Here is a 26355-nt window from a genome sequence, read left to right as displayed (position 1 = left end):
AGTAAATGAAAGCCCTAAGCAAGCTCAAGGCAGAGCCCGGCATCTGGATGGTCGATGCACCGATCCCCGAAATCGGGCCCGACGATGTGCTCGTCAAGGTTCACAAGACCGGCATTTGTGGTACCGACATTCATATCTACAATTGGGACGATTGGGCACAGAAAACTATTCCCGTTCCCATGATCACCGGCCATGAATATGCCGGAAAAATCGTTGAAGTGGGTGCGGATGTTACAAAGCTCAAGCCCGGTCAGCGGGTCTCGGGCGAAGGCCATGTGGTTGGTATGAATAGCCGGGCGTCGCGGGCCGGAAAATATCATCTGGACCCCGACACCAAGGGTATTGGCGTCAATCTGCCCGGCGCGTTTGCGGAATATGTCAAGATTCCGGCGTTCAACATTATCGCATTGCCCGATGGCATCGACGACGAAATCGGTGCCATTCTTGATCCGCTGGGCAACGCCGTCCATACCGCGCTCGCCTTCGATCTGGTGGGAGAAGACGTGATTATCGCGGGCGCTGGCCCGATTGGTATCATGGCGGCAGCGGTCGCTGAACGCGCTGGCGCGCGGCGCGTCGTCATTACCGATGTCAACGCGGAGCGTCTAAAATTGGCCGCTCAGGTTGCCAATGTCCGCACCGTCAATGTTACGACGGAAGACCTTCGCGATGTCATGGCCGAACTGGGGATGAAAGAGGGTTTCGACGTTGGTCTGGAAATGAGCGGCGCACCCGCTGCCCTCGATCAGATGATCGACCATCTGGTCATGGGTGGACGCATTGCGTTATTGGGGGTTCCGGCAAGACCTTTTGTTTTTGACCTATCCAAAGTCGTTTTCCGCATGGTCAACCTCAAGGGTATTTACGGCCGCGAAATGTTTGAGACCTGGCACAAAATGCTGGCAATGCTGGAAAGCGGGCTTGATGTACGAAAGGTCATCACCCACCGAATGAGTGCCGGCGATTACGCTGACGCCTTCTCTATCGCGACCATGGGACAGTCAGGCAAGATCGTCCTTGATTGGACCCAATTACAGTCCTGACGGCAGGGCTTCGGTGTGGTGCCATGATTGCCGTCAGATTATTTCGTCCTCGTCAAACAGGGGATCAGCATCAAGCTGAGCCGCTACGCTTTCGATTGTGGCCTGTGGATCAAGGTTTCGTTCGATTGTCGCGATGTGGAACATGCCGTCGCCCTCATTGGCGATGGGCAAATTGGTTCGTCCTATGATCAGCCCACTGATGGGTGCGAGAAGTTCGCTTTCGACTTCGCCGAATGGATCGGCAATCATGCCCAGCAGATCGCCTTCAGCCACTTCTTCACCGATAGTCTTGAAGGTTCGCAACAAGCCGCCCGCTGGTGCCCTCACCCAGGTACTTGAACGTGACAGGATCGGCGGGTGTCGCAGTTTTGGTATACCCTTGGCAGATATCATGTCCAACTGGTGCAGCACCCGCAAAATGCCCGATACGCCAACACGGACTCCCAACTCGTCGAACCGAAGCCCCTCTCCTGCTTCATAAAGTAGAATGTCCACGCCATCTTCAGCCGCCGAGGCACGAAGCGAGCCTTCGCGCAGTTTCGACGTCAAAATCAGAGGTGCGCCAAATGATTGGGCCAGTGAAATCGCTCTGGGACGACCGGGCGAAATTCGGATTTGGGGCAGATTGGTCCGGTGGATCGCCGCCGAATGCAGGTCAATGCCCACGTCGCTGCGTTTGACGATCTGATTGAGAAACAGATCCGCCAGCCGCCCAGCCAGCGAACCCTGCGCACTACCCGGAAAGGACCGGTTGAGATCACGGCGATCAGGCAGATAGCGCGAATGGTTCATGAAACCGAAGGCGTTGACGATAGGCACGGCCAGCACTGTGCCCTTGAGCCGATCAAGATTGGGCACGCGCAGCAATCGCCGCACGATTTCCACCCCTATCACCTCATCGCCATGGATTGCGGCGCTGACAAAGACAGTTGGCCCCGGCAGCCTGCCGTGCACAACGAGTACCGACATTGTCACCGGGGTATGATCCGACAATACGCTGACCGGCAGGTTCACGGTTGATCGTGAACCCGGCGCAATCCGGCTTGCTCCCAGCTCGAAAGCCTTGCGGGCCACCATTATCCTTTGCCGCGAGTTTTGGTTTGATTGGGCCGGGCGCTGTGCACCAGGAAATCTATGATCTTGCTGGCAATATTGATTCCTGTGGCTTTTTCAACGCCTTCCAGACCTGGCGACGAATTGACCTCCATGACCACCGGTCCATGATTGGCGCGCAGCATATCGACGCCACAAACATTGAGCCCCATGGCTTTGGCCGCGCGAATGGCGGTTGAGCGTTCTTCAGGCGATATTTTTATCGGTTGGGCGCTGCCGCCGCGATGCAGGTTGGAACGGAATTCGCCCTCGGCGCCTTTTCGCTGCATGGCCGCGATTACCTTGCCGCCGACCACGAGCGCCCGGATATCGGTGCCTCCGGCTTCCTTGATAAATTCCTGCACCAGAATATTGACCCCTGCGCCGCGGAACGCCTCAACGACGGATTTTGCCGACCGTTCCGTGTCTGCCAACACTACACCGATGCCCTGCGTGCCTTCCAGAAGTTTGATCACCAACGGTGCCCCACCGGCCAGCTTCAGCACTTCTTCTGTCTGTTTTGGGTCGTGGGCAAATGTTGTTACGGGCAGGCCAATGCCGTCCCGAGCCAGCAATTGCATCGACCGCAGCTTGTCGCGCGACCGGCCGATGGCAACCGATTCATTGAGTGGAAATACGCCCATCATCTCGAACTGACGCAAAACCGCGAGGCCGTAGAAGGTAACGGAGGCGCCAATGCGCGGAATAATGGCGTCATAGAGGGGCAGTTTCTCGCCGTTGTAATAGACCTCGGGGCGCCGCGAGGCGATATTCATATAGCACCGCAGTGTATTGATGATATCGAGTTCGTGGCCTCGTTCTTCGGCTGCTTCTTTCAAGCGCTTGTGCGAATAAAGCTCGGGATTTCTCGCCAGCATTGCAATTTTCATAATGGTCTCCTCTCATCGGAGTGGCCGGATATTGGCCGGGGTGCCAGCATTCTGGCGCGCGTCGTCATGACGCTTTTTCGTGTCCGTGCGGCACTTGTGCGTCACCCGTCAGGAATGATCGCCCCGGATTGATCAGCAGGTTACGTCTGCGAATTGCGGTTCGTCCAAGGATGAGGTCGAAGGACATCGCTCCTCGATCCGCTAGCGACAGTTCAATCGGCCAGCCCCGTCCGGCGATCAGCATCTGGGTCTGGATGATAAAGCGCACTTCCGTCTTGCCACCGGTGTTCTTGATGGCACGCGTGTCGAGCAGCGGCGCTGTGCACAGGCGTTCATGGCCCGCGCCGGGCACCACAAATTCAACGAAAGCCTCATCCAGATGTCTGATCACCGCCACATTGCTAGCATGTAGCGCCGAGGTTCGCGCGCCAGTGTCAATTTTGGCGGTGATGCGCTCAAGCCCCAACTGGGGCAACGACACCCATTCGCGCCACCCAATTATGGTCATTGGCCGCGACGCTTTGCTCATCTAATCCGCCACATCGTCGTTGGCGCGACGATAGTTGGTAAACGTGTTGGCACTCATCACCACAAAAAAACTGTCCATGTCGATCAAGACAAATCCCCGCTCCAGCATCGCCCGTGTAAGCGCGACGACATCGTTCTCGTAGAGTCGTTTGCGTCCTGCCATGGCTCGGACCAGCTTCACCGCAATGCGATAGCGCCCGGAGGCTTTGCCGCCGAACGCCTCGCCGTAAAGCGCCGCGAGCCGGTTGGCTGTATTTTCCATCATCGTGTCAATCGCCATGCCTTTTCATATCAGGCAATATTTTTTTGTCTATAGATAATTTATTTTTGTCTTTTTGACACTGGTCTGTTATCGAACTCAACAATGGGGGCGTTGGCCATGACCGAGCAACAGCAAGAATTGACCATCACCGAGCGCATTCGCCTCTGTTTGGCCGAAGGCGATGCAAAAGCGCTGGAAATGCTGCTCGACCCGCTGACGCTCAGTGAAACGCTGCGCGAAATACTGGAACTCGTTCCTGAAGAGCGCACCGAGCTTTTATCGCTACTCCCGGCCGACCTGTCCGCCGAAATCATCGAGGAAGCGCCCCATGAACTGGCCGCTGAACTGGTGGAATCGTTGGCGGCTCCCAATGCTGCGGCAATTATTGATGCGTTGGATTCAGACACACAGGCCGATGTTATCGGCGAGATGGCCGACGAAGACGCCGAGGCCATTCTGGCCGAAATGGATGCGGATGACGCCGCTGACGTCCGTCGGTTGGCTGCCTATGACGAAGATACCGCCGGTGGCTTGATGTTCGCCGAGGCCTTTACCTTTCACGAAACCGATACGGTTGGCTTGGTCTTGCGTCGTTTCGCCAGCGATGACGCGGACTTTGAACGCTATCGGGGACAGCACCCCTATATTTTGGACGAGGGTGGGCGGCCGGTCGGGGTCGTGTCGCTGCGCGGGCTGCTAACCGCCAAACGCAGCGCCAGCCTTACCGACATTATGGTCGCACCGATAACAGTGAGCGTCGACACGCCGCTTGACGCGCTTCGCGATGTATTTGATCTGCATCCGTTTCTTGGCCTTCCGGTCGTTGAGGTTGACGGCACACTGGCTGGTGTCCTGTCTCGCTCCGCCGTTGACGCCGCCGTGCTCGAGCGCTCCGAATCCGCCAATCTGAAAATGCAGGGTCTGGTGGGCGACGAGGTGCGCTCAATGCCATTGTTGTTACGCTCGCGCCGACGCCTGGCGTGGCTATCGGCCAATATCGTACTCAACATCATCGCCGCCAGTGTCATCTCGGCCTACGAAAGCACCCTGGCAGCCGTCATCGCCATTGCCGTCTTCCTGCCGATGGTGTCGGACATGAGTGGTTGCTCGGGTAATCAGGCAGTTGCCGTTTCGATGCGAGAGCCTGTCGCTGGGACTGGCACGGCCCCAGGACCTGTTTCGGGTATGGCGCAAGGAAGTATTTGTTGGCCTGATTAACGGCGTTGTACTCGGCACCCTGATAGCTCTGGTTGCCTGGGTCTGGAAGGGCAATTTGATGCTCGGTGTCGTCATCGGTGCGGCACTGGCGCTCAACACCATTATCGCCGTGTCGATCGGAGGCATCGTGCCACTATTGCTCAAGCGTACCGGGCAAGACCCGGCGGTCGCCAGCGGGCCGCTATTGACGACGATCACAGATATGGCCGGCTTTTTTCTGGTCCTTAGCCTGGCGTCGCTGGCAATGCCATATCTGGTCTAGAGCACCATCAAGTTGGTTGGGAAAATGCTTTTTGCCCGCCAATCCAAGTCGATCTTACCTGGTGGTCGTCGTCAAGATGAACAAAATTTGCCACCGCGCCGGTCTGGAGATGGCCAAACGTGTCCGCGATTCCGATGGCATTGGCCGGATAAAGCGTTGCCATGCGCAATGCCTCCTCAAAATCCAGTCCGATAGTGCGGTGCATGTAATTTATCGCGTCGATCATGGTCAGATCAGCACCAGCAAGCGTACCGTCCGCCAATCGTAGCGCACCATCGGCACGGGTAATGACCCGGCCATTGAGGGTGAAGCTTTCGTCCGGCACGCCCGTAAGCGACATTGCGTCGGTAACAAGAAATATGCGGCCCGGCCCGCGCTTGGCGCGCAGCGCGATGCCAATAGTATCAGCATCGGCGTGGATGCCATCGGCGATCAATCCCGCATACATTGCGCCATTGCTCAGCACCGCGCCGACAACACCCGGCTCGCGGCTGCCCAGTTGGCTCATGGCGTTGAACAAATGCGTCGCCATGCTGGCGCCGGCTGTAACAGCCGCGTTGACCTGGTCGCGCGTCGCATTGGAATGGCCAATACTGACGATGGCGCCATTGGACACTATGGTCCTGATCTGTTCGGGCGGCACTGTTTCAGCGGCAAAGGTCAGCAACAAATTCGGTAGCGTTGTGCTGGCCCTGGCGAACCGGTCAATATCGGCGGCGTCAACGGGACGGATCAGATTGGGATCGTGTGCGCCCTTGCGTGCGACCGACAGATGCGGCCCCTCCAGATGCAGACCCAGAAATCCCGGTACTTTCGCCTTGTCCGCTGCAATTCCTGCGGCGATAGCCTTGTCGGTGACCGCAGGGGTATCGGTGATCAGGGTTGGCAGCAGGGCACATGTACCGAATTTGGTATGTGCGCCGCAAATAGTTCGGATGCCGTCAAGAGTAGGCACCTCGTTGAGTAATGCACCGCCACCGCCATTGACCTGAAGGTCAATAAAGCCGGGCACCAGCACACCGCCGTCCAATTGTACTTGCCGGTCGGATTGGACGAGTTGGCCGACCGGCAATATGGCCGAAACCATGCCAGCCTCGATCAGGAGTGCCGACTGCTCATGCCAATGGTGGCCGTCAAAAATAAGAGCGCCGGTAATGGCTGTCGTCGCGCTCATATTGTTTCGGTCACCTTTTTGAGCCGCGGCGGCTCATCTGGGTTCAGACCGCGATGGCGTGCCAGCGCTTCAACGAAACCGTAAAATGAGACGATCAGCGCCAATGGGTCGGTCAATGGGTGCCCGGTCGCCGCGAACGGGAGCTTGTATGCACTACCAGGCCGATCTGAGGTGACGAAGGCAAGCGCCCCCTGCCCGGCCAATTTATGGGCCATGTCAGCCACCGACGCTTCGGCAGCGTCCCGCGCCGCCAATCCAAGTACCGGATAGCCCCGGCCGACGATGGATACGGGGCCATGCATGACTTCGGCAGCGCTGAATGCCTCGCCTTGAATGCCACAGGTTTCCTTGAATTTGAGTGCCGCTTCGTTGGCGATGGCCCAGCCAGGCCCGCGTCCGAGCACGTAAAGCGCATTTTGACCATCGAGCGCGTTGACCATGTCGGACCAATCGCATGCGACTGCCTTGGCAAGGCTTTCGGGCAAATGCGCCACCGCGCGTTTAAGCTCGTCGTCACCGCTCCATTGCGCCAACAATGCCAGTCCGGCAACGATCGAGGTGGCAAAGGTCTTGGTGGCCGCGACACTCTTTTCGGCGCCTGCATGCAGATTAATGGTGAAGTCTGAGACTTGCGAAAGTGGCGAGTCCGAGGTGTTGGTAATGGCGATCGATGTCGCGCCGCTTTGACGGGCGGACTTTGCCATTCCCACAATGTCGGGACTTTTACCTGACTGCGAAATGGCGATTGCTGCGCACTGCTCCAGCTTGAGGCTGCGCTGATAGATCGAGGCTACCGAGGGGCCAATCGAGGCCACTGGCAGGCCCAGACTCAGGCTCGATTGCATATTTGAGATAGCTACAGGCATGATCGGACGAGCCCCGTGCGATGGTGGCGACCATTACCGGGTTCTTTTGGCGCAAACTGGCAGCTGCTTGACTAACGCTGCTCGCGCTTTCGGTGAGGAAATTGGCAACTACATGAGGAATTTGCTCGATTTCCGCGCGCATGTGAGTTTCGGCGGGTACGTCGGTTTGTTCAGTCAAAGCGTTGGGCCTCCAGGCGCTGTGTTGTCGCCAAGCCGAAGTTCGGCAACAAAATCATAAGTATCGCCCCGGTAAATCGAGCGGGTGAATTCGATGACGCGACCGGACGACAGATATGAGGTCCGCTCAATATTGAGGCTGGCCGAACCGACTGGCACATCAAGCAATTTGGCGTCGTCGGCGTTCAGATTTTCCGCCCGGATTCGTTGAATGGCGCGCGTCGGTCGATTGCCGCTCTTGTCCAGATGCTTGTAGAGGCTGTCGCCAATTTCCATGGGATCGACCAAAATTCGCGCTGAGAGGGACGCGCGTTCAATTGCCAATGGCGCGTCACCGGTCAACCGCAACCGGGCAATCCTGGCGACGCGTTCGCCCGAGGACAGTCCCAGCACAATTGTTTCCTCCGGCGATGGCTGATACAGGCCCCGGTCCAGCCACTCGGCCCTCACCTGCATGCCGCGCCGCGCCATGTCGTCGGTAAATGAGGTAAGTTGGGAAAGCGATTGTTCAACCCGCTGCGTCCGTGGGGCCACAAAGGTGCCCGAACCATGACGTTGTAGCAGCACGCCTTCCTTGACCAGTTGCAACACCGCCTTGCGAACCGTCACACGCGACACGTCGACTTTTTGCGCCAGATCGCGTTCTGACGGTAGTGCATCGCCGGGATTGATCGTGCCCGACGCTATCGCGTCCTCTATCCAGCGTTTGAGCCTGCAAATAGAGCGGCCCTCCGGTGGGTAGCACCACGGCCTGGTCGGGCAGGAACAGTTCCGATAATTCAGCCACAATTACTCCTCTGCACCGTCAACTCACTGGCGAGCCACACAATGCGGCGTCCGGCCCCATCGTTCAAATCCACAATACCAATAAAATACCATTATCCAAGTCCCGCGCGACTATATTCGTCACCGTAAGCGCTCGAACGCGAGAAAAATCCTTGATGCCACGAACTGCGGTGGTCGATGACCGGTTGCCGTGCCACCGCAATTGGTATGTTTTTGGCATTAGTACAGGATAGAGCCGATCAGTAATTCGCCGGGCGGCGCGGTAGCAGGCCGCACCAGCGACGTTGACGGTTGCGCTGGCGGTCAGCCCTGAGGTCGCGCCGCGCCCAATACATCGGACACAAATCTCAAATTACCCGCTGTCAAACCGCCATCGACGGGAACGACCGTGCCGGTAATGCCCGACGCCATGGGTGAGGCCAAGAACAGCGCGGCGTTGGCGACCTCCTGAGGTGTTACCAGTCGCCCCAGCGGATAATGGGGCAGCACATTATCCAGCAAGTGAGGGTTTTCGACCAAACGATGGTCCCAAGCGCTGGTCCGGACGGATCCTGGACAAATAACATTGGTCCGTACGCCACTACCGCCGCGCTCTACGGCAATGGCCTTGGCATAGGCGATCATTCCGGCCTTGGCGGCGGCATATGCCGGATTTCCATAGTGGGCGAGCCCATTGACCGAGGAAATGAACACCAGGCTGCCCGATCCACGCCGTGCCATGGCGTCCACGATCGGTGCCGTCATGGCGTATACCCCATTCAGGTTTATCGCCATTTCGGACTGCCAATTGGCGTCCGTCACGTCCTCAAGCCGTTCAGCGCGGGTATACCCCGCATTGGATATGACTATGTCGGGTGCGCCGAAATGCTCGATATGCGCCCTGATTGCCGCGCTTGTGACGTCAACGTCCGACAAGTCAAATGCCAGTTTTTGCTCAAGATCGAGGTGATCCAGCATCGCAAGGGTTTGGTCCGTGCCGGTGATCTGCGCTCCAGCATCCGCGAAAGTCCGAACCAGCACCGCACCGATGCCGCCTCCGGCACCGCTGATAAGCACGGACTTTCCCTCCAGTTGAAATGCAGACACCGTCATGGCTTTACCCTTTTCGTTATGGAGCCTTATAAGCGACGCAATCAATTTCGACCTTGCAATCGACCATCATGTGGGACTGAACACAGGCCCGCGCGGGCGGATTGTCGCCAAAATAGCTCTTATAGACCGCGTTGAACGACCAGAAATCGCGTGGATCATCAAGCCAGACACCACAGCGCACGACGTCCTCTAGACCATATCCAGCCTCCTCCAGTATGGACACGAGGTTAGCGACAGTGCGGTGGGTCTGCTCAACGATGCCGCCGCTAACGATCTCCCCGTTCTCCATGGCAACCTGCCCGGACACGAACAGAAAGCCACCAGCTTCAACGGCGCGTGCAAAAGGCAAATTCTGCCCTCCGGCCCCAGACTTTTCCGCACCAATGCGTTTGATCGACATTTTTCGACTCCAATCGGCTGATGAAAGTGAATTACTAAAAATGGGTCTACCACCGCACTCCTACGCCAATTTGGTAGGAAAATTGACTGGCAATGTAAATTAATTTCGCAATGACCCATATTGCTCATGCTAACATGTTAAGATGAGACACCAGCCCAGCCAATCACTTCCAGACCCAGCGAGCCTTTAGTGCGCATTTTTACCGCCGCCCTTGCCACCGAAACCAATACATTCTCTCCCATCAGCGTTGACAAGCGAGCCTTTGAGGCATCGCTCTATGCGCATCCAGGCGAACATCCGGCGACGCCTACCCTGTGCACGGCGCCCATCACGGTTGGTCGAGAGGTCACAACGCAGTTGGGCTGGACGCTGATTGAAGGGTCGGCGAGTTGGGCCGACCCCGGCGGCTTGATAAACCGGGACACCTACGAAGAATTGCGCGATGAAATTCTCGACCAACTTAGCGCGGCAATGCCGGTTGATGGCGTGGTTCTTGGGTTACACGGCGCCATGGTTGCGAACGGCTATGACGACCCGGAGGGCGATTTGTTGTCGCGCGTCCGCGACATTGTAGGCAATAAAGTACTGGTTTGCGCCGAGCTTGACCCGCATAGCCACCTTACGGCCAAACGAGTCGCGGCCGCGGACTTCTTTGTAGCGTTCAAGGAATTCCCCCATACCGATTTTGTCGATCGCGCCCGCGATCTCTGGGCGATCGCGGTTGAGGCGCTCAGGGGTGCCGTCGCGCCGGTGATGTCGACGTTCGACTGCCGGATGATCGATATTTTTCCGACCTCAAAACAGCCAATGCGCGGTTTCGTCGACAAGATCCGCGAGATCGAACAGGCTGATCCTGCAATCCTGTCCATTTCGGTTATTCATGGTTTCATGGCCGCCGACGTTCCTGAGATGGGGACGAAAATCATCGTGGTCACCGATAGTGAACAAGCCAAAGGTGATGCGCTGGCCGAACAATTGGGACGTGAGCCTGTTTGCCATGCGCGGCACGTTCATGATGGACCAGATTGATCCCCAAACCGCTGTCAGCCAAGCGCTCGCAGCCGATAGCGGCCCAGTGGTCATTGCTGACATATGGGACAATCCGGGTGGCGGCACGGCGGGCGATGCAACGGTGGTGCTGGCGGAACTCATGGCCCAAAAGGCTACCAATGTTGCAGTTGGCACGATTTGGGACCCGATTGCGGTGCAGCTTTGCTTTGCTGCGGGAGAAGGGGCCGAGATATCACTGCGTTTTGGCGCCAAGTCGGCGCCGGACACCGGCGCCCCCATCGACAAGCGGGTCAGGATCATCAAATTGGTGGCCGATGCTCAAATGCGGTTCGGTGCCAGTTGGGCACCGTTTGGCGATGCAGCGTGGATCAATTTTGACGGAATCGACGTCATTCTCAATTCAACGCGGGCGCAAAGTTTTGACCCAAGTCTGTTTTCAGCATTGGGAATAGATCCGCTGTCGCGCAAGATATTGCTGATCAAGTCGACCAACCACTTTTACGATTCTTTTGCCAAAATCGCGCACCAGATCATTTACTGCGCTGCCGGTCGCCCCTACCCCAACGACGCGCGGACGACGCCCTATATCAAGGCGCCGCGCACGATCTGGCCGATGCTGGACAATCCATTCGAGCAGTAGCCAACCAACCTCTGGTTCAGTCGGCCCAATGTCCGTACATGATCGGCATCAGACCGGCGAACGCGCTGAAGCGGGACCATGACTTGTTTTCAGGTTTGGTCCAACCCGCTTCGGCAATCGCGGAAAGGCGCGGAAACACCAGGCGGTCAAATATGGCCCGGTCGGTCATCGGTTCCGACCATATGCACGATTGCACTCCCATCAAGTGCTGCAGCTGGTCCTCGCTCCAGCCCTCGCGAGCCTCGAAATTGTAGGTTTCTTCCGGCCCTGACCAACCCGCCCAACCGGCGCCGGGCTCCGACCAGGAGATCGAATTGGCCATGTCGAGGTAATAGTGTTGGCCAGGAGAGACCACGATGTCGTAGCCGTCGGCTGCCAGCGCTGCATTGATGGCGACATTGCGCCAGCCGACCAGATAGGTTTTCGACTTGTCCACCACGTTGCCGTGGGCTGCTTCCTCCCATCCGCCGGTGGTCGCGCCTTTGGAAGCAATATATTCATGGATACGACGGATGAACTCCGCCTGCAGGATCGCCGTACCCGAGCCCTCGATTTCATCGGCGCCGTGCAGATTTCCGATGGTGTTGACGAGTTTGGCATGTTTGTCGGCAACCTCTTGGCCCGCAAGTTGGGCCAGAAGCTCCAGCGCCATGGGTGAACCTGACCATGCGGCGAGCGGCACTTCATCGGCGCCCAGATGAAATATGCCGGCTGGAAACAGGTCGAGCATTTCGTCAATCACGATTTCCATGAATTTGTAGACGGCGGGATTTCCGGGATTCAGGCAATTGTTCGGAAAACCCTGTACCGACTGGTACTCGCCGACTTCGTCGGGGTCGCGCAATTGCGGCAGCGATTGAAGCAGCGCATAGCAATGGCCGGGAATATCAATTTCGGGGACGATAGCAATTCCCAGGCTTTCACCGAGCGCCACGATATCGCGAATGGCAGCCTTGGAATAATAGCCCCCGGTCGGATGTGGGCCGCTTCCCAACAGCGGCGGCAATGCCTTGCCATGGCCGCGCCATGCCCCGACTTCAGTAAGCTCGGGAAACGCGTCAATCTCGACCCGCCATGCTTCGTCCTCGGACAGGTGCCAATGAAACCTGTTCATCTTGTTCCAGGCCATCAGTTTGAGCAAATGGCTGACTTCGGCACTCGAATAGAACTGACGGGCGACGTCGAGATGACTACCCCGCCATGCCAATCCCGGCGCGTCGACAATCTTGCCACCGCTGGGAAACACCAGTGTTTGCGGATGCTTCAAAGCGCCACGTAATATTTGACCCAGCGTAATCAGACCATAGAGAAAGCCGCTGTGGCCATCGGCAAAAACGGTCACCGAGGTTTCGGAAAACGCTATCTCATACGCCTCAGCCGCCGTGCCTGGTTTGTCGACGAGCCGTACCGTCATACCGCCCTCAGCTGGGGTCCGGACCAGCCCCTCTACCGGAAACAGATCGGCGACCAAGTGCCCAAATGCTGCAGTGGCCTTGCGGGCGTCGGCGCTCTGTGGCTGCAGGTCAACTCCTACTGGCGCCGTTCGAGCGCCGGTAACCGAAACCTCATTGGGCCATGGGATGACGGAGATGGTCGCTGGCACCTTTGCGGGCATTGGAAATCGCATTGCACCCTTAAGCAAGGGAGCGTTAACGCCGACGGCGAGCGTTGGCGTTGTGGTGACGGATTGAGTTGTACCATCGACCAAAATGACATAGGCGGAATTGGCTCCGTCGCTCCAATGGCGCAGACCATATGACAACCCATGTACGACGATTTCCCACGTCTGACCGACGCCAAGTTCGAAATCATCGGCGTTGGCAAAGACTGAGTGGTTGGACAATCGCGTCGCGAGCGTGGCGCCCTCAATGTGGGCCAGTGGATCAATTCGTGCCGGCCCATTGATGGCCAATTTGAACTGCCCGAGCGGCGCGGTGCCGTTGTTGGTGAGTTTGATGACATATGAAAGGTCATCTCCCTCGGTTGCCGGTTTCCAGATTGTCGTCAGATTAAGTGTATGGCCGCTTGTCATGGGCAATATCCTTGAGAGATGGGAAGTGTCCGCACCGGACTGATCAGTCGCCCAAAGGCTGGGAGTCGTCGCCGTCTCGGGTAATCACCAGTTGGTGCTTGATGCGGCGCATGCTGGCCACGGCACTGGGCCCGAGTCGTGTGGCGACCGTTTGTGCCAGAATGTCGGCGACCGCCAGGAGCGCATATCGACCGGGCGTTGGCCGGAATATATCGACGTTTTCCTCCCGGTCGATCGGGATCAATATGTCTGATTCCGAGGCAACGGCTGAGCCGGATCGCGTTATGACAATTCGAACGATGCCGTATTCGCCGGCTACCTTAAGTGCGCCAACTAGCGGCACGTTGTTACCGCTGAGGGAAAAAGCGATCAGTACGGTGCCGTTTGGCGCGCCTGCGGCACGCATCATTTGGGCCTGATGATCGATTGATGAACTGACCTTGAGCCCGAGGCGGAAGAGTCGTGTTTCCATTTCGGTCGCGGCCATCGAGGATGATCCGCCCGAACCATAGCTGAGCACATAGCTGGACCGGATGACCGCATCGGCCGCGCGCTCAAGCGCCCCTATGTCAAGGTGGTCAAAAGTGTCAAATATTGTCGACTGAACACCGGTTATGACGCCATGCGCGATTTCACGCACGGTCTGCGGTCCGCTTTCCGGCATTACATAACGTTGGCCGACAAAGCGGCTTTTCGCCAAACGCACCTTAAAGTCTGCATAATTGTCGCAACCAAGGCGGCGGCAAAAGCGCGTTACCGTGGGTGGTGACACCTCTGCCCGGGCCGCAAGATCAACAATCGGCAGTTTCAGCGCCGCCTCGACATCGTGCAGGATCAGGTCAGCAAGTGCCCGTTCGGAACGCGTGAAGGCGTTCTTTTCTGATTGAAGCACTCCCACTATATCGAGCATACTCAACATTCTTGCCCAGTTATTTCATGCCGTAGATTAATAGATGGCAATGCCGTTGTGATCGAACAGGTGCGTGTCAGACGCGTTGAAGCCGATCTTGACCGGCGTGCCTTCCCTGACCGCCGGATCGCCTTCAAAAAGACCAGTAAATACCTCACCATCGGGCTGGTCGGCATAGACAACCGCGTGAATCCCCAGATGCTCAACGATCCGCGGAACGAGGTTGAGAACAAAATCGCCCCCATCGAGCAATAAATGCTCCGGACGAATGCCGAGCGTCACTCGTTCTCCTACCTCGGCGGTTGATTGCCGTGTCAGTGCTACCGAGCCGAATTCACCCAGATCTATTGTTATTTCGGTGCCGTCGGCGGCGGTGCAGGTGCCGCTGATAAAATTCATCTTGGGACTACCAATAAAGCCCGCAACAAACCGGTTGTCCGGCTTATGATACAGCTCCAGCGGCGAGCCGATCTGCTCTATCACACCGGTATTCATCACCACGATCTTGTCCGCCATAGTCATGGCTTCGACCTGGTCGTGAGTGACGTAAATCATGGTGGAACCAAGTTTCTGGTGCAATTCCATCAATTCAATGCGCATCTCCGAACGGAGCGCGGCGTCAAGATTGGATAGCGGTTCGTCAAACAGAAATATGCGTGGTTGGCGCACAATGGCGCGGCCAATGGCAACACGCTGGCGCTGACCACCCGACAATGTACCGGGACGTTGCTCAAGACGCGCATCCAGTTGCAAAACCCTGGCGGCACGATCGACCCGCTCCCGGACTTCGTCGTTGGGCAGGCGCTCGACGCGCAATGGAAATGCGATGTTCTCGAAAACAGTCATGTGCGGATAAAGCGCATAAGACTGGAAAACCATGGCGATGCCACGCTTAACCGGGGCAAGATTGTTGACGACTTTACCGCCGATCTGGATTTCGCCGTCGCTGACATCTTCGAGGCCAGCAATCATGCGCAGCAATGTGGATTTTCCACAGCCGGACGGCCCCACGAACACGACAAACTCGCCCTCGTTGACGTCAAGATCGATACCTTTGATGATCTCGGTCTCGCCAAACGACTTCCGGAGCCTTGGTAAGGCTTAGTTCGGACATGGCACTGATATCTCCGGCGTTGCAGATATTCTGGGTTGGGTTGCCGCCGTCGCCGGAGGATTGGCGACGGCGGCATTCTGGATGTTACTTGTATTCTTCCAGAGCGTTAGCGGCTTTGGTCAGAGCGTCCTGAGGCTCTGCCGCGCCGGTCACCACTGACTGCACCATTTCGATCATGGTGTTCTGCAAGCCGACATAGTCGGTCAACAGTGGCTCTGGCCCACCATATTCGATGGAGTCGAGGAATGGCTTCCAGGTCGCGTCCGCGGCCACCATCGCATCAACCGCAGGACCGGGACGCAGCGGGGTCAGACCCTGCTCTTCCTCGTAGGCCGCCTGGTTTTCGGGGTTGGTAAGGAACTTGGCCAGGTCGACGGCCTTGTCTTCATATCCGGTGCCCTTGAACACTGCCATTGAGTCGGTGATCAGCAGCGTGCCCGGACCCTTGGCTTCGGGGCCAAGCGGCAACAGGGCGACACCCCAGTTGAACGGCACATCAGCCAGCAGATTGCGCGTGCCGGAGGCAGCATGGATCATGCCCAACTTGCCATCAAGGAAAATGGCGCGCACTTCGTTCTGCTCATAAGCGGTCGGGCCTTCTTCTGCATAGGCCGTGATTTCCTTCAGCGCGGTCAGCGCTTCGAGGTTGTTCTTGCTGTCGAGCGTGATGTTGCCATCGGCGTCGATCACGGAGCCGCCATTGGTGTAAACCCAATGCAAGAACTGGTGCATGGTGTTGTCGAAGGTTTTGGCAACAACGCCAAAGCCGGCGGCATCGGTTTTTTCAGCAATGGCCTTGGCGTCAGCAATTTCTTCGGCCCAGGTCATTGGTGGCTTTTCAGGATCAAGGCCAGCTTCGGTGAACAGATCCTTGTTCCAGTAAAGTGCCTTTGTCGAAAACGCGACGGGTGAGCCCCACTGCGTGCCGTCAAAGGAGACCGTGTCCGGAATGTAATTGTAGTATGCGGCTTTTTCGGCATCAGTCATTGGCATTGCAACGATCAGATCATTGGCAGCGAGCCTGCTTGAGCGCGCGTGAGCCAATGTAGGCAAGGCCAACCGGTGTGCCGGCGACGGCAAGGGTTGTTACCTTATTCTGGCACTGACCCCAACCGACGACTTCAACCTCAACCTTGAAGCCCGGATTGGCTGCTTCCCATTTCTTGATCGTATCAAGGTGCACCGCGCTCGGTGTGTCACCGCATTCGACGAACGAAATCGTTTGGTCCTGAGCCGCGGCAAGTGCCGTCGACGCCAGTAGCGCCACCAATGTGCCGCCGAGGATTTTTCCGTGTTTACTCATATTAGTCCCTTCCCTTCCTGCTACTGCCTCAAATCGAGGCGAGTTTTATTGCTTCACCGCGCCAGCTGTCAGGCCAGCCACGAGATAGCGTTGTAGAAAAACAATCAGAATGAGCACCGGCGTTATGCCAACAAAGCTGGCCGCCATTAGCTCGTTCCATACCACTTCCTGTCGGCCAAAATAGGCGAACAGACCAATCGGCAGCGGCATGAACTCGGTCTTGGAGTTGAATGTCAGCGCAAAAATGAACTGCTGAGCATAGGCTCCAATGAAGGTGGTGATCGCCACGACGATGATGCCGGGCATGGCAATCGGCAGAATAACCCGCCGCAGCGTATAGAGCCTGCTGGCACCATCAACCCAGGCGGCCTCGTCCAGCTCCCGCGGAATTCGCATCATATAGGTGCGCAGTAACCAGATCGCGGTGGGGATAAGGAACGCCACACCCGGCACGATCATGGCGAAATAGGTGTTGAGCAAACCAAGCGAGCGCATCAGGCGGAACAGTGGGATAAGCAGCACGGCGCCCGAGAACATGTTGACCGCAAGAAAGGCGCCAAGCAGCGGCCCGCGACCCGGAAAGGGAAAGCGGGCAAAGGCATAGGCGGCAGGCACAACGAGGATCAGCACAACAATTGTCGCCACCGAAGAGATGAAAAGCGAATTGGCGATGTAGCGCCAAAATCCCGGTACACTCTCCCACATGGTGAAATAGGCGGTCAGCGAACCATTTTTGGGCCAAAAGCTGTAGGGCGATGAAAATAGTGCCGAAAGCGGTTTGAGCGAAACCATGAATCCTTCGATGAACGGCGCCAGCACGAAAAACAGGAACAGCGCTATCCCGGCGTAGATTCCGACCACCTCATACCATTTGTAGCGGTCGATCATGGGCTTGGTGCTCATGCCTTTTCTCCGGTGTTGATTTTGCCGACGACGCGGAAATAGGCCAGGCAGAATAGCGACAGGAATATGCAGATCATCACTGCTCGCGCGGCCCCCTCACCATATTTATAGGAGCCGATCGCGACGCGATATGTGTCGATGATCATGGTGGTGGTAGAGCCGGACGGTCCGCCACGGGTCAAAATCCAGATAATGTCGAAGGAATTGAACGTGGCAATCAACGACAGCATCGACATGGTCACCAGCGCCGGGATGATCATTGGCAGGGTTATGCGTCGGAAGCGATAAAGCCTGCCCGCCCCGTCGGTCCATGCGGCTTCGTATAGGTCACGCGGTATCGACTGCATGGCGGCCAGCAGGTAAATCGTTACAAGCGGTACGCCAATCCAGACGTCGGTAACAATTGTTGCCCAAAAGGCGGTGTTGCCATAAGCGAGCCACGCCACCGGACCATCAACCAAGCCGAAATTCTGCAATAGTCCCGAGATCATGCCGAACTGGCCGTTGTACATCCAGCCCCACATGAAAATGCCAATGGCCATCGGCACGATCCACGGCGGCATGGTCAGGATGCGGAACAAGGCACGCCCCGGCACGGCGGCGTTCAGCATCACGGCGCCCAAGGTGCCGATTACCATTTTCAGCAGCACCGAAAAGAATGTCCAAATGAATGTTCGGATGATCACCTGCTCAAAATTTGCCCGGAAGATCTTCTGGTAGTTTTCGCCACCGACCCAGTCATAGGTTGGTCGCAGGGCAGCATTGGTGAAACTCAAATTGACAGTGTCAACAAGAGGGTATGCGACGATGCCGATAATATAGAGCAGCGCGGGGGCTAACAGGGCCAGTGCGAACAATGAAGTGTTTCGAGACCCTGTCATGGCCGCCTCCTATTGGTGCTTGCCGAGTGCAGCGTCAAATCGCTGCCAGATCGGCGCCATCTCAATGACCGTTCTGGTCTTGCGCGCCTCATCCATGGTGAGGGCCAAAATGCCGGCCTCCAGTGCATCAACCACCGACACCGGCAAGGGCGCACCGTCCACGATGTGCTTGGCAAGGTCCGCTGTCATCTGCTCGTCCGCGCCATAATGCTGCGAGAGTTCGCTGGTCGCATATTTGGTGTCGATCAGCTTTTCCGCCGTGCGGCTGTCATGCACGCGAAAGTAATTGCGGATGAAATCGCCTTCCGCCATCCCGCGGGCACCCATCACCGCAAAACGGCGGAAATCGTCGGGGACATTGAGGTTCGTATGAAATGCCAGTGACGAACCGTTTTCATACTGAACAATCGCGGTCTGAAAATCGATGATGTCGCCGTCGCTGTCAAACACCTTGTCGCTGCCCATCCAACCGCTGGGCTTGCGATGGTAGACTTCCATATCGTTGACGCCAGTCGCCTCGGGCGCATTTTTGGGAATGAAGGTCTTGCGACCGCCAAAACTTGACACAAACGCGGGGCGACAACCCATGACCCCGTTGTAGAGGTCAAGATCGTGGCAGCATTTTTCGAGCATGAAACTGCCCGAAAACCGCTCATAGCGCCGCCAATCCCGCATAAAAAATGCCCCGTGATAGGGCGGGATATGCTCGGAAGCCTCGATAGAAACGATATCGCCGAGCATCCCCTTGGCCTGTGCCTTGCGCAGATCCACATAGAGTGGTGCATAGCGCAGCACCAGACCAACCATGAGATTGTCCGACCCATACTGGGCGATCAGCCCCGCTAACTTCATGGTTTCTTCGATTGTCGTGACCACGGGCTTTTCGGTAAATATCTTTTTGCCACGCTCCAGACCGGTCCGGATGTGCCCTAGATGCATGTGATTGGGTGAGCCGACCATCAGTAAATCGAGGTCTTCAGCATCCAGCATTGCCTCAAGGCTGGCGAATGACTTACCCATGGAAACGCCACGCTCTTCGGCGTAGCTCAGGCCCGCAGGGGCGTCGTCGACATAACCGACTACATCAAAGTCCGAAACCGTTTCGGAAAAGACGTGGGCCAGATAGCCCAATCGGAATCCGAGACCGACAATCCCTACTTTCATGCACCCCTACCCATCGTTTCACCGGTTTTCAGCCTGACGGCCCGGTGCTGTTTTTTTGTAAACTATTTTCAAGACTAAGTTCTTAACCCCGACCATGTCAACACTATTTCCTGTCCAATTCAATACCAATCCAGACCACCCTGATTTTGCTGGCAAATTGCGCTTCGCGGCGGAAAACTAGGCAGAAAGACTGTCATATCTTTCAAATTCGTGGTGGACATGGAGGTCAAAAACAGGAAGATGGCGGTCATAGTGGTACGTCGAGGCGCACAATTTTCACAACAGACGCGGCACATTATGAAAATTTAGAACACACATTTGGCCGAGTTGGCCGTGACAACAAAAGTGAGAACACCCAACAATGCCCCCTCAGCGCCTCATCATGTTGATCTTTTTTTTGCAACCGATTGCCTTCGGCAGCTGGCTGCCTCGAATTCCTGATGTGCAGAATTTTCTGGCGCTGGGACCTGCCGCGCTGGCCTTCGCGCTTCTGGGTTTACCGTGCGGTACATTATTGACGTTACCGGTCGCTGGACGCCTGGTTGAAAAGCTCGGCGCCCGACGTGCGATCTGGTGCGGCTACATATTCTTCTGCGTAGCGGTCAGCCTTCCCGGTTTTTCCACAAGTGTACCCTTTCTGTTTGGCGCGCTGTTATTGACCGGATCGTCGATGTCATTTCTGGAACTTGGCCTGAATGTCAAAGCCGACCGGGTCGAAAAGGCTACCGGCACAGCCATCATGAGCCGCTCGCACGGCTTTTGGTCACTTGGGATAATGGCGGGCAGTGTTGTCGGCGCGCTGCTTGCGGGCGCCGGGATTGCCCCTCAATGGGCGATTATGGCCGTTGCTGTCATCACCCTGCCCGTCGCGCTGTTCGCTGCCGGCAAACTGCCGGACTATGGCCCTCATTCGGTCACCCATCAAATAGTTCCGGGTTCGAAATGGAAAATGCCGAGTTGGACCCTGCTGGGCATTTCGCTGTTTGTGTTTGGTGTAACCATGACTGAGGGCGCGATCGCGGACTGGTCCGCCGTTTTCCTGCGCACGCTGTTCAATTCCCCTCCGGCCGAGGCCGGGCTCGGCTACTCGGTCTTTGCCTTGATGGTTGCCAGTGGCCGGTTTGGCGGCGATTTTTTGCGTATGCGGTTCGGTGCGGTAAGTTTGGCAAGGCTATGCGGATTGCTCGCGCTATTGGGCGCAACGACATTACTGCTGGCGCCGACAACGGTGATTGCCCTGGTTGGATTCGCAGTTATCGGGCTTGGGGTGTCGGTCGGTTTCCCATTGGCCGTAACGGCAGCCGCGGCACTGACGGATCGGTCGGCCTCCAACAACCTGGCAATCCTGTCATTCATTGCCCTTAACGGTTTTTTGATCGGTCCTCCGATCATCGGCTTTATTGCAGAACATTTTGAACTGCGCGCCGGGTTGGCGGCTCTGATACCGTTTTTGGCCCTAAGCCTAATGCTAACCGGTCGACTGGCGCCACAGAGCAAGCCAATCCTCAAGACCAACCCCGAGAGCGGTGTTCCAGGAGTATTATGATGCGCGTTGCCGTGGCAGGTCTGCATACTGAGTGCAGCACCTATAACCCCGTTCTGGCCCGGGAGCCTGACTTTACCGTTCTGCGCGGTGAGGCGATGCTCAAGAGCGACTACTTCAATTTTCTGACCCATTTCCCGGCAGAGTTCGTCACCATACTTCACGCCAGAGCCATCGCGGGTGGTCCGGTTGAAGCGGCGATTTATGAAAAGTGGAAGGCCGAGATTATTGACGGCCTGAAGGCTGCTTTACCGCTGGATGGCGTCTATCTGGCCTTGCATGGCGCGATGTTCGTCGAAGGCCTGTTTGACGCCGAAGGTGACTTGATCGCGGCAGTGCGTGAGGCGGTTGGGCCCGACATTGTCATCTCGGCAAGCTATGATCTGCACGGAAATCTGAGCCAGAAAATTATCGACAATCTCGATATATTCTCGACCTATCGTACCGCACCGCACATTGATGTGCCTGACACCATGCGGCGCGCGGTATCAATGTTGATCAGAGCGCTGAGAGATGGTTACAAGCCCTCAATCGTCTGGGCACCGGTGCCGGTGCTGTTGCCTGGCGAGCGTACCAGTACTCAGGATGAACCCGCTCGTGGCTTCTATGCCGGGCTGACGGCGCTCGAAGATCGCACCGGGGTATGGGATGTGTCGTTTCAGGTTGGCTATGTGTGGGCCGACGAGCCACGCGCAACGGCATGTGCGGTGGTCACTGGTATCGATCAACAGGCCATGGAACAGGTGGCCGGCGATCTGGCCCGGCAATATTGGGAATTACGAGATGAGTTTTCGTTTGGCACCAAAACCGGCACTATTGACGAGTGCATAACATGGGCAATGGAAGCGACCAGCCAACCGGCAATCGTGGCGGAATCGGGCGACAATCCTACCGGCGGCGGCGTCGGTGACCGCGCAGAAGTTTTGGCCGCGCTGCTTGCTCAGGAGGCGCAAGGTGTAATTTTTGCGGGGATTGCCGACGCGGCGACCACCCATGCCGCTTATGCTGCGGGCGTTGGGAAACAGTTGCCTGTCAGGATTGGGGGTAGCCTCGATCCGTCCAGCGTCCCGGTTGAAGCCGTGGGGGAAGTCGTGTTCCTGCTCGAAACACCCGACGAGCGCCTACGTGAAGCTGTGCTGCGCATAGCGGGAGTGGATGTTGTGGTGACGGTCCGGCGCCGGCCATTTCATTATCTCAAGGACTTTTCGCGCCTGGAACTTGACCCGACGACAGCGAAAATCGTCGTGGTAAAGTCGGGTTATTTGTCACCCGATCTCGAACCCCTCGCCAACCCATCCTTTATGGCGCTATCGCCGGGAGTGGTTGACCAGTTTGTCGAGCGGCTACCCCGCGCTCACAAGGCGGTACCGACCTATCCGTTTGACAAGAATTTCCAGTGGACGCCACAAACCATGCGCTCAGCGCGGGCACGCGACTGAAGGCTCAAGGGATTCGGCTTTTCTTTGCGAACGACTTTGCCTAGCTTGCTGGCACGGACCGACAGGAGTGCCCGGTGACCGATTCAGGCTCGCGCGGCGCCCCAAGGCGCCCTACACGGACGATTGATGCAGCCGATCATTGCCGGAGCGCTGGCGGCGATCGTTGGCTATGCCAGCACCTTCGCTCTGGTTCTGGCAGCACTAAGCGCGGTGGGTGCCTCGCCCGTTCAAGCTGGTTCGGGATTGCTGTCGCTGTGTCTTGCCATGGGTGTGCTCAATATTGCCGCCAGTTGGCGTAGCAGAATTCCCATCAGTTTCGCCTGGTCTACGCCAGGCGCGGCGTTTCTTTTGAGTGTTGGCGAGCCTGTAGGCGGCTATCCCGCCGTCGCCGGCGCATTCCTCGTGACGGCCGCAATGATTGTTTTGGCTGGCCTTATCAAGCCGTTTGCCCGTGCCATCGCCTTGATCCCCCCGCCCATTGCCAACGCGATGCTGGCGGGCATGTTGCTGTCACTGTGCCTAGCGCCTTTTACTGCCATCGCTGAAATGCCGATGCTGGCACTGCCAATCCTGCTCGCCTGGGGTGTTGGCTTGAGGTTTGCGCGCCGCTATGCGGTGCCGCTCGCGGTGTTGGTAACAGGCATTATCCTGGCGACAACAGCACATCTGCCTGTGGGTGCCTTGGACAGCAGTTGGCCAAGCATCGAATTTGTCCTGCCCGAATTTAGCCTCGATGCGATAGCGCGGATCGCCTTGCCGTTATTTATCGTCACCATGGCGTCGCAAAATCTGCCCGGATTGACCGTCATGCAGGCCAACGGATATCGTCCCAAACCGGCGCCACTTTTTGTTTCAACGGGATTGGCGAGCGCCATGACAGCATTATTTGGTGGTCTGACCGTCAATCTTGCCGCCATCACCGCGGCCATTTGCGCCGGACCCGAAGCCCATCCCGACCGAACCAGGCGTTGGCCTGCGCCCATGGCCACGGGTGCGGTGTACCTAATGCTCGCGCCTGTCGCCAGCCTTGCTGCTGCCTTTGTCGCGGCGTCCCCGCCGATACTGATACAAGCCGTGGCTGGACTGGCCTTGATGACCAGCCTGGCGGCAGCGTTGAACGGCGCGCTGGACATGGATGACACGCGGCTGCCCGCAATCGTTACGTTTGTCGCGACAGCCTCGGGCATCACAATTTTTGGTATTGGCGGCCCGTTTTGGGGTCTGGTGGCGGGGATTGGTCTATTGCTCGTCCTGCGCGCTTCATCGATTTGGGCTAGGGCCGACCCACGATGAAAAATGTTGTCGGCCTTATCTATGCTGGCGGTCAGGGTCAGCGGCTGGGCGGCGTGTGCAAGGCGAACCTGAAAATCGGCGGCGCTAAACTGCTCGACAGAGCCATGTCAGCGCTGGGCATGGACGATCTTCTTGTGTCAGTTGGCCCCGGGCCCGAAACGGCAATCGATCCCAGATTTGCCGTTGCGGTACCGGACCTGAACGACAGGCACGGTGGCCCGCTTGCCGGGCTGGTTGCGGGCGTCGATTATCTGTTGCGTCGGTCGCACCCGCCAGAGTTTGTCCTGACTACCGCCGTCGACACGCCATTTTTGCCAGGTGATTATTTTGCCCGCCTGCATAGCGACCTGAACAACCGCGCTGCCGTCTTTGCCGGGTGGGGCGACCACTATTACCCCACAAATGCGCTTTGGCGTCTTGCCGCCATTGCGGATCTGCCCGAACGAACTCGCAACGAAACGGCGCCAAAGAGTCTCAAACACCTGCTACGCGAGCCTGCAAGCCATCGAGGTGAATTGGACCAGCGATGAGAACCCGTTCGCCAATATCAACACCTTGACCGATCTCTTGAAATTGAGCCATCGCAGTGCCAAACGTTCGTAGTGGCGACACAAGATATTCACGGCAAAGCGAATTCAGGGCTTGGCAAAGCAAAGCAACTTCGCTAAACGGACCTCGCTTTCACACGAAGGCACGCAAATGAGCATTCCGCGGTAGCTCAGTGGTAGAGCAATCGGCTGTTAACCGATTGGTCGTAGGTTCGAATCCTACCCGCGGAGCCATTCGCTTCAAGCCGGAAGGCCCGTTTTTTCTCGCATACCCGCTATTTCCCCACCGGTTAAATGATGTCGTTGCGTCATTTTTCGATCGCAAGCCTGTATAGTTCATGCGCCCAATCGGGGTGGCGAAGCTAGAGCAGATGGTGCGGCGCTGAGCGGGAAGAATGTCCGGGGTGGCTTCAACGAATATTTGCCGCCGCGGAGCGATATTAGTTGCTACTGACCTGACTGATGATATCGGCGATGGTACCATAGCCGCGCATTCGGGCATGTTGGAGTGGCGTTACGCCGTCACGGTCGGGGATACTGATATCGGCCCCGGCTTCGACGAGAGCGCGGACGGTGGCAATATGGTCGGGTCCGCCGTCGCCCAGCACTACGGCCTCCATCAGCGCCGTCCAACCCAGATTGTTCACATGATCAAGTGGGGCGCCGCCCGCGATCAGGCGGCGGACGACTTCGTGGTGGCCCAGATGGGCGGCAGCGATCAACGCGGTACCGTCGTAAACACTGGTGACCAGATCAGGGCGATTGCCAAGCGTTATTGCCAGAGCCACCAAATCGGGGTCGTCGGCAACCGCTGCTATGGTAAGCACGTCGTATGCACGGTTTTCCAGCGCATTAAGATCGGCACCGGCCTCCGCCAACACTCGCAATACCTCATCGTTCGAGCCAAAAGCGGCGATGTGGGCGGCGGTTCGCCCCGAATCATCCCGAATGTTTAGATCGACACCATCTGCTGCGAGTCGGCGGACGGTTTTGATATCGCCTTCGTAGGCGGCGCGATGCAGGCCATCATAACCGGCAATATCACTGGCTGACGGCGCCGTCTGGGCATGGGCAGTCGTTGTCAGGGCCATGAGCAATATGGCGAAGATACGTCCCATCTTATAACCTCCACATTGTGGCAACCGCCACTAAGGGCGGGTCTTTTCCTCGGACGTTACTCAGCGCCGATCATGTCGAGCCCGGCCCGGGCGCATTTGGAGTCAATGTCGCCGGACGGCGCGCCGCCGACACCGATTCCGCCTACCAGCGCCCCGCCAATGCGGATAGGCAGTCCACCTGCCTGGATCACCAGCCGGTTATCCATATCGCGCGGTATCGCACTTGCTGTAAGCATCGTGTGATACTCGCATGTCGAGGACGATAAAAGTATCACTTGTGATGTTGCGCAGCGGCGCGATTGAAAATTGTCTGCTCGGTTTTGAAAGCATTTCGCCCGGCCAGATCGACGCTGCTCGCGCACTTGGTTTGCGTCCGGTTGCTGTGTACATGAAAATTCTGGCGCCTCAGGCATATGCTGCCGCCGGTCCGGCCTTGTTTTCCAACGCCATTCAAATGGTCAAGGGTAGTTCGCTAGCCAGCCTTGTTGCCGTCGACGAGTTAACGGCGGCATCGACAACGCTTATCTCCGAAACTTACAAGGCCATAGAAGTATTGAGTTTCGTGGGGCTGCTTTATGGGTTGATAGCGATGTTCATTTTGGGCCTGCAGTGGCTGTATGAACGCCGCAATGGGTGGTTTCGCTACGGCCGATAGCGCGTATGTTC

21 protein-coding genes, 1 tRNA gene and 6 pseudogenes are annotated in these 26355 nt (G+C 57.3%); 10 read left to right on the top strand and 18 right to left on the bottom strand.

Going from position 1 to position 26355, the window contains the following annotated elements:
• Positions 1–5: 5 nt before the first annotated feature.
• Entirely contained in the window at positions 6–1043 is a 1038-nt protein-coding gene (gene tdh / locus PSQ19_RS03650; RefSeq protein ID WP_282219658.1) for an L-threonine 3-dehydrogenase, read from the top strand.
• Between the two features lie 33 nt (positions 1044–1076).
• On the opposite strand, the gene PSQ19_RS03645 is transcribed toward tdh, so the two are convergent.
• The 4 genes from PSQ19_RS03645 to PSQ19_RS03630 all read right to left on the bottom strand — a co-directional run bounded on the left by PSQ19_RS03645 (position 1077) and on the right by PSQ19_RS03630 (position 3833).
• Complete coding sequence (locus PSQ19_RS03645) at positions 1077–2120, bottom strand: succinylglutamate desuccinylase/aspartoacylase family protein (protein ID WP_282219657.1); 1044 nt, start codon at positions 2118–2120, stop codon at positions 1077–1079.
• A complete protein-coding gene (gene rimK, locus PSQ19_RS03640) occupies positions 2120–3025 on the bottom strand; it encodes a 30S ribosomal protein S6--L-glutamate ligase (RefSeq protein WP_282219656.1) in 906 nt (301 codons plus the stop codon). The genes PSQ19_RS03645 and rimK overlap by 1 nt, the downstream gene beginning before the upstream one ends.
• Positions 3026–3089: 64 nt before the next feature.
• A complete protein-coding gene (locus tag PSQ19_RS03635) occupies positions 3090–3554 on the bottom strand; it encodes an ATP-dependent zinc protease family protein (RefSeq protein ID WP_282219655.1) in 465 nt (154 codons plus the stop codon).
• Complete coding sequence (locus tag PSQ19_RS03630) at positions 3555–3833, bottom strand: hypothetical protein (protein WP_282219654.1); 279 nt, start codon at positions 3831–3833, stop codon at positions 3555–3557.
• A gap of 99 nt (positions 3834–3932) precedes the next feature.
• On the opposite strand from PSQ19_RS03630, the gene PSQ19_RS03625 reads away from it, so the two are divergent.
• Both PSQ19_RS03625 and PSQ19_RS03620 read left to right on the top strand, forming a co-directional pair.
• Positions 3933–5033, top strand: coding sequence for a magnesium transporter MgtE N-terminal domain-containing protein (locus PSQ19_RS03625; protein WP_282219653.1), 1101 nt, complete (start codon positions 3933–3935; stop codon positions 5031–5033).
• Positions 4939–5295 carry a magnesium transporter gene (locus PSQ19_RS03620; protein WP_282219652.1) on the top strand — a complete coding sequence of 119 codons (357 nt, stop codon included), beginning with the start codon at positions 4939–4941 and terminating at the stop codon, positions 5293–5295. The genes PSQ19_RS03625 and PSQ19_RS03620 overlap by 95 nt, the downstream gene beginning before the upstream one ends.
• A 7-nt stretch (positions 5296–5302) precedes the next feature.
• Here the strand turns inward: PSQ19_RS03620 and nagA are convergent, their stop codons facing one another.
• The 5 genes and pseudogenes from nagA to PSQ19_RS03595 form a co-directional block, all read right to left on the bottom strand.
• Complete coding sequence (gene nagA, locus PSQ19_RS03615) at positions 5303–6469, bottom strand: N-acetylglucosamine-6-phosphate deacetylase (RefSeq protein ID WP_282219651.1); 1167 nt, start codon at positions 6467–6469, stop codon at positions 5303–5305.
• Positions 6466–7477, bottom strand: a pseudogene (locus tag PSQ19_RS03610) (SIS domain-containing protein). Before PSQ19_RS03610 ends, nagA begins: the two are co-directional and overlap by 4 nt.
• A gap of 32 nt (positions 7478–7509) precedes the next feature.
• Positions 7510–8299: pseudogene (locus PSQ19_RS03605) on the bottom strand (GntR family transcriptional regulator).
• Positions 8300–8601: 302 nt separating this feature from the next.
• Entirely contained in the window at positions 8602–9390 is a 789-nt protein-coding gene (locus PSQ19_RS03600; RefSeq protein ID WP_282219650.1) for an SDR family oxidoreductase, read from the bottom strand.
• A 16-nt stretch (positions 9391–9406) separates the two neighbouring features.
• A complete protein-coding gene (locus tag PSQ19_RS03595; RefSeq protein WP_282219649.1) occupies positions 9407–9790 on the bottom strand; it encodes a RidA family protein in 384 nt (127 codons plus the stop codon).
• Between the two features lie 189 nt (positions 9791–9979).
• Between PSQ19_RS03595 and PSQ19_RS03590 the strand changes: the two are divergent.
• Positions 9980–11441 (top strand): annotated as a pseudogene (locus PSQ19_RS03590) (M81 family metallopeptidase).
• Positions 11442–11457: 16 nt separating this feature from the next.
• Here the strand turns inward: PSQ19_RS03590 and PSQ19_RS03585 are convergent.
• The 7 genes and pseudogenes from PSQ19_RS03585 to PSQ19_RS03555 form a co-directional block, all read right to left on the bottom strand.
• Complete coding sequence (locus PSQ19_RS03585) at positions 11458–13473, bottom strand: beta-N-acetylhexosaminidase (protein WP_282219648.1); 2016 nt, start codon at positions 13471–13473, stop codon at positions 11458–11460.
• A 43-nt stretch (positions 13474–13516) separates the two neighbouring features.
• Positions 13517–14383 carry a MurR/RpiR family transcriptional regulator gene (locus PSQ19_RS03580; protein WP_282219647.1) on the bottom strand — a complete coding sequence of 289 codons (867 nt, stop codon included), beginning with the start codon at positions 14381–14383 and terminating at the stop codon, positions 13517–13519.
• Between the two features lie 36 nt (positions 14384–14419).
• Positions 14420–15481, bottom strand: a pseudogene (locus PSQ19_RS03575) (ABC transporter ATP-binding protein); the annotation flags it as partial.
• Between the two features lie 100 nt (positions 15482–15581).
• Positions 15582–16800: pseudogene (locus tag PSQ19_RS03570) on the bottom strand (ABC transporter substrate-binding protein).
• Between the two features lie 45 nt (positions 16801–16845).
• Positions 16846–17703 (bottom strand): carbohydrate ABC transporter permease, encoded by an 858-nt coding sequence (locus tag PSQ19_RS03565; RefSeq protein WP_282219646.1) that lies wholly within the window; start codon positions 17701–17703, stop codon positions 16846–16848.
• Complete coding sequence (locus PSQ19_RS03560) at positions 17700–18584, bottom strand: carbohydrate ABC transporter permease (RefSeq protein ID WP_282219645.1); 885 nt, start codon at positions 18582–18584, stop codon at positions 17700–17702. The genes PSQ19_RS03565 and PSQ19_RS03560 overlap by 4 nt, the downstream gene beginning before the upstream one ends.
• A gap of 9 nt (positions 18585–18593) precedes the next feature.
• The gene (locus PSQ19_RS03555; RefSeq protein WP_282219644.1) at positions 18594–19748 is read right to left on the bottom strand and encodes a Gfo/Idh/MocA family protein; all 1155 of its coding nucleotides are present in this window, start codon (positions 19746–19748) and stop codon (positions 18594–18596) included.
• A 382-nt stretch (positions 19749–20130) separates the two neighbouring features.
• Between PSQ19_RS03555 and PSQ19_RS03550 the strand changes: the two genes are divergently transcribed.
• From PSQ19_RS03550 to PSQ19_RS03530, 5 genes are all read left to right on the top strand, one after another.
• Complete coding sequence (locus tag PSQ19_RS03550) at positions 20131–21294, top strand: MFS transporter (protein ID WP_282219643.1); 1164 nt, start codon at positions 20131–20133, stop codon at positions 21292–21294.
• Positions 21294–22730 carry a M81 family metallopeptidase gene (locus PSQ19_RS03545; protein ID WP_282220603.1) on the top strand — a complete coding sequence of 479 codons (1437 nt, stop codon included), beginning with the start codon at positions 21294–21296 and terminating at the stop codon, positions 22728–22730. Before PSQ19_RS03550 ends, PSQ19_RS03545 begins: the two co-directional genes overlap by 1 nt.
• Positions 22731–22856: 126 nt before the next feature.
• Positions 22857–24023: a benzoate/H(+) symporter BenE family transporter gene (locus tag PSQ19_RS03540; RefSeq protein WP_282219642.1), complete on the top strand. Its 1167-nt coding sequence runs from the start codon at positions 22857–22859 to the stop codon at positions 24021–24023.
• Positions 24020–24553 carry an NTP transferase domain-containing protein gene (locus PSQ19_RS03535; RefSeq protein ID WP_282219641.1) on the top strand — a complete coding sequence of 178 codons (534 nt, stop codon included), beginning with the start codon at positions 24020–24022 and terminating at the stop codon, positions 24551–24553. The genes PSQ19_RS03540 and PSQ19_RS03535 overlap by 4 nt, the downstream gene beginning before the upstream one ends.
• Before the next feature lie 177 nt (positions 24554–24730).
• Positions 24731–24805, top strand: a tRNA-Asn gene (locus PSQ19_RS03530).
• A gap of 206 nt (positions 24806–25011) precedes the next feature.
• On the opposite strand, the gene PSQ19_RS03525 is transcribed toward PSQ19_RS03530, so the two are convergent.
• Together PSQ19_RS03525 and PSQ19_RS03520 are read right to left on the bottom strand one after the other, a co-directional pair.
• A complete protein-coding gene (locus tag PSQ19_RS03525; RefSeq protein ID WP_282219640.1) occupies positions 25012–25689 on the bottom strand; it encodes an ankyrin repeat domain-containing protein in 678 nt (225 codons plus the stop codon).
• 56 nt (positions 25690–25745) lie between these two features.
• A pseudogene (locus PSQ19_RS03520) lies at positions 25746–25907 on the bottom strand (heme-binding protein); the annotation flags it as partial.
• A 32-nt stretch (positions 25908–25939) separates the two neighbouring features.
• On the opposite strand from PSQ19_RS03520, the gene PSQ19_RS03515 reads away from it, so the two are divergent.
• Positions 25940–26344, top strand: a complete 405-nt coding sequence (locus PSQ19_RS03515; protein WP_282219638.1) for an ABC transporter permease subunit — start codon at positions 25940–25942, stop codon at positions 26342–26344.
• Positions 26345–26355 lie beyond the last annotated feature (11 nt).

The organism is Devosia algicola, assembly GCF_028816455.1.
Lineage (GTDB): Bacteria > Pseudomonadota > Alphaproteobacteria > Rhizobiales > Devosiaceae > Devosia > Devosia algicola.
The sequence above is the reverse complement of the archived record's forward strand: the minus strand, read 5'-3'. Positions and strand labels throughout refer to the sequence as shown.

Bases quoted from the DNA above. Each gene is read 5' to 3' on its own strand.
- PSQ19_RS03585 (WP_282219648.1), bottom strand. From the start codon at position 13,473: ATGACAAGCGGCCATACACTTAATCTGACGACAATCTGGAAACCGGCA.
- PSQ19_RS03535 (WP_282219641.1), top strand. From the start codon at position 24,020: ATGAAAAATGTTGTCGGCCTTATCTATGCTGGCGGTCAGGGTCAGCGG.
- PSQ19_RS03560 (WP_282219645.1), bottom strand. From the start codon at position 18,584: ATGACAGGGTCTCGAAACACTTCATTGTTCGCACTGGCCCTGTTAGCC.
- PSQ19_RS03550 (WP_282219643.1), top strand. From the start codon at position 20,131: ATGTTGATCTTTTTTTTGCAACCGATTGCCTTCGGCAGCTGGCTGCCT.
- PSQ19_RS03565 (WP_282219646.1), bottom strand. From the start codon at position 17,703: ATGAGCACCAAGCCCATGATCGACCGCTACAAATGGTATGAGGTGGTC.
- PSQ19_RS03580 (WP_282219647.1), bottom strand. From the start codon at position 14,383: ATGCTCGATATAGTGGGAGTGCTTCAATCAGAAAAGAACGCCTTCACG.
- PSQ19_RS03525 (WP_282219640.1), bottom strand. From the start codon at position 25,689: ATGGGACGTATCTTCGCCATATTGCTCATGGCCCTGACAACGACTGCC.
- PSQ19_RS03600 (WP_282219650.1), bottom strand. From the start codon at position 9,390: ATGACGGTGTCTGCATTTCAACTGGAGGGAAAGTCCGTGCTTATCAGC.
- PSQ19_RS03595 (WP_282219649.1), bottom strand. From the start codon at position 9,790: ATGTCGATCAAACGCATTGGTGCGGAAAAGTCTGGGGCCGGAGGGCAG.
- PSQ19_RS03625 (WP_282219653.1), top strand. From the start codon at position 3,933: ATGACCGAGCAACAGCAAGAATTGACCATCACCGAGCGCATTCGCCTC.
- PSQ19_RS03630 (WP_282219654.1), bottom strand. From the start codon at position 3,833: ATGGCGATTGACACGATGATGGAAAATACAGCCAACCGGCTCGCGGCG.
- PSQ19_RS03515 (WP_282219638.1), top strand. From the start codon at position 25,940: ATGTCGAGGACGATAAAAGTATCACTTGTGATGTTGCGCAGCGGCGCG.
- PSQ19_RS03540 (WP_282219642.1), top strand. From the start codon at position 22,857: ATGCAGCCGATCATTGCCGGAGCGCTGGCGGCGATCGTTGGCTATGCC.
- PSQ19_RS03635 (WP_282219655.1), bottom strand. From the start codon at position 3,554: ATGAGCAAAGCGTCGCGGCCAATGACCATAATTGGGTGGCGCGAATGG.
- PSQ19_RS03645 (WP_282219657.1), bottom strand. From the start codon at position 2,120: ATGGTGGCCCGCAAGGCTTTCGAGCTGGGAGCAAGCCGGATTGCGCCG.
- PSQ19_RS03545 (WP_282220603.1), top strand. From the start codon at position 21,294: ATGCGCGTTGCCGTGGCAGGTCTGCATACTGAGTGCAGCACCTATAAC.
- rimK (WP_282219656.1), bottom strand. From the start codon at position 3,025: ATGAAAATTGCAATGCTGGCGAGAAATCCCGAGCTTTATTCGCACAAG.
- PSQ19_RS03555 (WP_282219644.1), bottom strand. From the start codon at position 19,748: ATGAAAGTAGGGATTGTCGGTCTCGGATTCCGATTGGGCTATCTGGCC.
- nagA (WP_282219651.1), bottom strand. From the start codon at position 6,469: ATGAGCGCGACGACAGCCATTACCGGCGCTCTTATTTTTGACGGCCAC.
- tdh (WP_282219658.1), top strand. From the start codon at position 6: ATGAAAGCCCTAAGCAAGCTCAAGGCAGAGCCCGGCATCTGGATGGTC.